We start from the raw sequence: 3,969 nt of genomic DNA on the forward strand, positions 1-3,969 counted from the left end.
CAGGATTGCCCGGTCTGGACAGGACAGCCGTGGTCGGCTGTGGACCTGGCGGCGGAGCACCGCGACCTCGTGGCGCAGCGCCAGCAGCTCCGCGAGCAGGGCACTGTCACTGCGGGCCGCGACGAAAGGGCGCCGAACACGCGGATCGCGAACAGGTAGATCAACCGGAACACCATGACCATGAAGGTGCCTCAAACTTGCGAGGGACCAGCTCACAGCGCGTGCGACAGGAATTGGCACCGTACAGGGTGCAGCGGTTCACCCCGCTGTTGGCCGACGCCGCTCGCTTCGCTCGTCACTCACCTGGTGACCGTTGGTTCGTGGACGAGACCTACGTCAAGGTCAACGGGGGAGGAATGCTCAGAACCTGTGGATCGGCCGGGAAGGGGCGTACCTTCCCGGTGATCGATTCGTGTAGGTCTCGAGCAAGGCCGACGTTGGCGCGTCGGTCGGAAAGGCACGCCCGTGCTGACTGTAGTCGCCGAGGACGGGCAGCGACGCGAGGGCGTCTCGCTGCTGGATGACATCGTTCGTGAAGGGGCGCGGCGGATGCTGGCCGCGGCGTTGGAGGCTGAGGTCGACGCCTACCTGGCTGAGTTGGCGCACGAGCGCGATGAGCGGGGCCGGCGGTTGGTGGTCCGCAACGGCCATGCTCAGCCGAGGGAGGTGATGACCTCAGCGGGAGCGGTCGAGGTGCGGGCGCCGCGGGTCAACGACAAGCGCACCGATCCGGTCACCGGGCAGCGTCGGCGGTTCCGGTCGGTGATCCTGCCGCCGTGGTGTCGTAAGAGCCCGAAGGTGGCCGAGGTGTTGCCGTTGCTGTATCTGCACGGCTTGTCGACCGGGGACTTCGTGCCGGCGTTGCAGCAGTTCCTCGGCTCGGCGGCTGGCCTGTCGGCGGCGGCGATCACGAGGTTGACCGGGCAGTGGACCGACGACTACCACGGCTGGCGCAAGCGGGACCTGTCGCGGGTCGACTACGTGTATGTGTGGGCCGACGGCATCCACGTCAACGTGCGCCTGGACGAGGACAAGCTGTGCCTGCTCGTGGTCGTCGGTTTCCGTGCCGACGGCAGCAAGGAACTGGTCGCCCTGGCCGATGGCTACCGCGAGTCGACCGGCTCCTGGGGTGATGTGCTGCGTGACTGCGCCCGCCGGGGTATGCGCGTCCCGGTCCTCGCCATCGGTGACGGCGCGCTCGGCTTCTGGGCCGCGCTACGTGAGGTGTTCCCGGCCACTCGTGAGCAGCGCGACTGGGTCCACAAGACGGCGAACGTCCTCGCCGCGCTACCGAAGTCGGCGCATCCGGGCGCGAAGGCCGCCCTGGCCGAGATCTGGGGCGCCGAGGACAAGACCCACGCCCAGCTCGCCGCGAGACGGTTCGCCGGCCTGTACGGGACGAAGTTCGCCAAGGCCGTCGCGAAGGTCACCGACGACCTCGACGAGCTGCTGGCCTTCTACGACTACCCGGCCGAGCACTGGGTGCACCTGCGCACCTCGAACCCGATCGAGTCGACCTTCGCCACCGTCCGACACCGCACCCGCGTCACAAGGGCCCCGGCAGCCGCGCCGCCGGCCTCGCCATGGCGTTCAAGCTCATCGAAGCCGCCCAGGACCGCTGGCGGGCAGTCAACGCACCCCACCTCGTCGCACTGGTCCGCGCCGGAGCGACCTTCGTCAACGGCCGCCTCGTCGAACGACCCGAAGACACCGCGGCCGCGTAGCAACTACCTCATCCGCAGGTCTTGACGATTCCTCCAACGGGGTGTGGCGGTACGTGTACCGGGCCGTGGACCAGCATGGTCAGGTCATCGACGTGCTCGTCTCGGCCCGTCGGGACGCGGACGTGTCGGCCCGGCGGTTCGTCCGCCGGGCGCTGACCACGCTGGAGGTCATGCCCGGCGAGGTTGTCACCGACGCGAACCCGGTCTGTCCGAGGGTGCTCGACGACCTGGTCCCGTCGTCGTGGCACCACATCGAACGACACGCCAACAATCCGATCGAGGCCGACCACAGCCAGCTCAAGCACAGGCTCAGACCGATGCGCGGACTCCGCACCGACCGCGCCGCGCAGACGATCATCGCCGGCCGTGCCTTCGTTCAGAACCTCCGACGCGGACACGACGAGCTCGCCGCTGACGTCCCGCCCGGTCTGCGGGTGGCCGCCGCGTTTACGGAACTGGCCCGAGCCATCTGACAGTGCCCGGTGACGCGGCTCGGCGTGTCCACCGATCCGCCAACGCAACAGCGCCGGCGAGAGGGCGCGCGGAGGTATTGGCCCCTCGATTGCCAGGATGGGCCCCGCCTCACGTACTCCGCGCCCGGGCACTGATCAAGTTGGCACCGGCCAAGTTCCCTTGCCCCAGCCGGACGGTGCTCACCTGCGGCGTGCAGATGGTGTACCTGGTTGTGCCTACTGGGGCGGCGCTGCCCGTGCCGACCGGCTGGCGTTGCGGGGCGGGGAAGGCCGGCTGGGCCTGGCCGATGAGGTTAGGATGCGAGTCGGGTCGCTGTCCGCTCATCGAATGGCAGCAGCGTGAGTTGATCGTGTTGCTATCTCTGGTGGTGGAAGTCGCCGGGGTATGTCATGATGGTTTCTCCGTGGCTGCTCGGACGCCGGCGAACTGTCGCCGACGTGTAGGGACTGCCCCGTACGAAGCTTCTACTCACAAAGGCTCTTGGAAATCCACCATGAGCGATATAGCGCCCGGACCTGCTAGGACTTGGCAGGTTGCGGCCGGACCTGTTGGGCGGGTTCGGACGAATGGAGACTTTTTCCGTAGTCACATTGAAGCATGTGACTACGGATCAGAAGGTTAGGGGTTCGAGTCCCTTCGGGCGCACAAGATCAAAAAAGCTTGACCTGCGGAAACGCGGGTCAGGTTTTTTGCTTTCCCGTCCCTTGTGGACGCGTGGCTGCTCGGTGGCTGCTCGTCCGACGAGCGTCGCCTACGTCCTGCCCTGTCCGATGAGTTTCAGGGTGTCCGGTTCGGTCCATCGGAGCCCTTGCGCGGATGACCACCGAATCAAACCCGAACATCGATGTAGTTGCCGAGGTGTTAACCGGGCGCGCGTTCGTTCGGAGCGTTACCCATGCTCGTCGCGGCGGTTGGTGGCGATGTCGCCGCCCTTGCCGAAAAAGATCACGCTGTTGGCCTGGTTCCACGACTCGACGACGTTCAGGCCTTCGTTGATCTCGCATTGCAGGTTCGGTTGCGCAGGTAGCGGGCGACGAGGACGCGACGTCGACGGGCAGCCGGGCCACGATCCGGGCGGTCAGGGTCTGCTCGGCCTGGTGCAACGCCGAGCGCACGATCCGGTCGATCCGCCCGGCTGCCGGCGGCTCGATCCGCACGGCCTGGCAGCGCACCAGCAGCTCGTCGCGGACCAACTCCGGGCGCCGCTCGGCCTCGCACACGTTGCCGGCCAGCCACCGCGTCAGCTCTCTGCGTCGATCACCGAGCACTCGCGGAAGCCGAGATGCGAACGGATCTGCGCACGGTAGTACGCGATCGTCGAACCTGTCCACTCGTACTGCCCGAGCTCGGACAGCCCTACTCCGACTTGTCGGGCTACACACTCGACCGCCTCGTCCGGCAGCTCGCCGCAGCCGCGAGGGAATCGACCGATCCGGGTGTAGAACTTCAGCAGCAGCGCGAACCCGAGCCTCGTCGGTCCGCGCTTACCCGCGATCAGTTCCCGCTCGTCGTCCAGGAGCGTCCAGTGCTCGACCAGCTCATCCAGATCCAAGGCCCGCGCCATAGCCGGACATCATCACGGTCGGCGCCCGCCGCCGCTGCCAGCGACCACCCGTTCGAGCGTCAGCCCAACGACCACTACTCAGAGCGACCGGCAATAGGCACCCAGGATCCGGACAGGTAGGTACCCGGAGTAGCAAACAGGCACGGGACATCGATCATCGGAGTTCTCTACGCTCAGTGATCGACGGGAGTCCCGTGCCTGCCTTGC

At 67.1% G+C, this 3,969-nt stretch carries 1 protein-coding gene and 3 pseudogenes; 3 read left to right on the forward strand and 1 reads right to left on the reverse strand.

Features of this window, described 5'->3' with window-relative positions:
* Positions 1–242: 242 nt before the first annotated feature.
* The 3 pseudogenes from ABGB16_RS33230 to ABGB16_RS33240 form a co-directional block, all read left to right on the forward strand.
* A pseudogene (locus ABGB16_RS33230) lies at positions 243–350 on the forward strand (IS6 family transposase); the annotation flags it as partial.
* A gap of 115 nt (positions 351–465) precedes the next feature.
* Positions 466–1,724 (forward strand): annotated as a pseudogene (locus tag ABGB16_RS33235) (IS256 family transposase).
* Positions 1,725–1,762: 38 nt separating this feature from the next.
* Positions 1,763–2,197, forward strand: a pseudogene (locus ABGB16_RS33240) (DDE-type integrase/transposase/recombinase); the annotation flags it as partial.
* Positions 2,198–3,438: 1,241 nt separating this feature from the next.
* Here the strand turns inward: ABGB16_RS33240 and ABGB16_RS33245 are convergent.
* The gene (locus ABGB16_RS33245; RefSeq protein WP_347672020.1) at positions 3,439–3,750 is read right to left on the reverse strand and encodes a DUF4158 domain-containing protein; all 312 of its coding nucleotides are present in this window, start codon (positions 3,748–3,750) and stop codon (positions 3,439–3,441) included.
* Positions 3,751–3,969 lie beyond the last annotated feature (219 nt).

This window comes from Micromonospora sp. B11E3, assembly GCF_039871625.1.
Taxonomy (GTDB): Bacteria; Actinomycetota; Actinomycetes; order Mycobacteriales; family Micromonosporaceae; genus Micromonospora.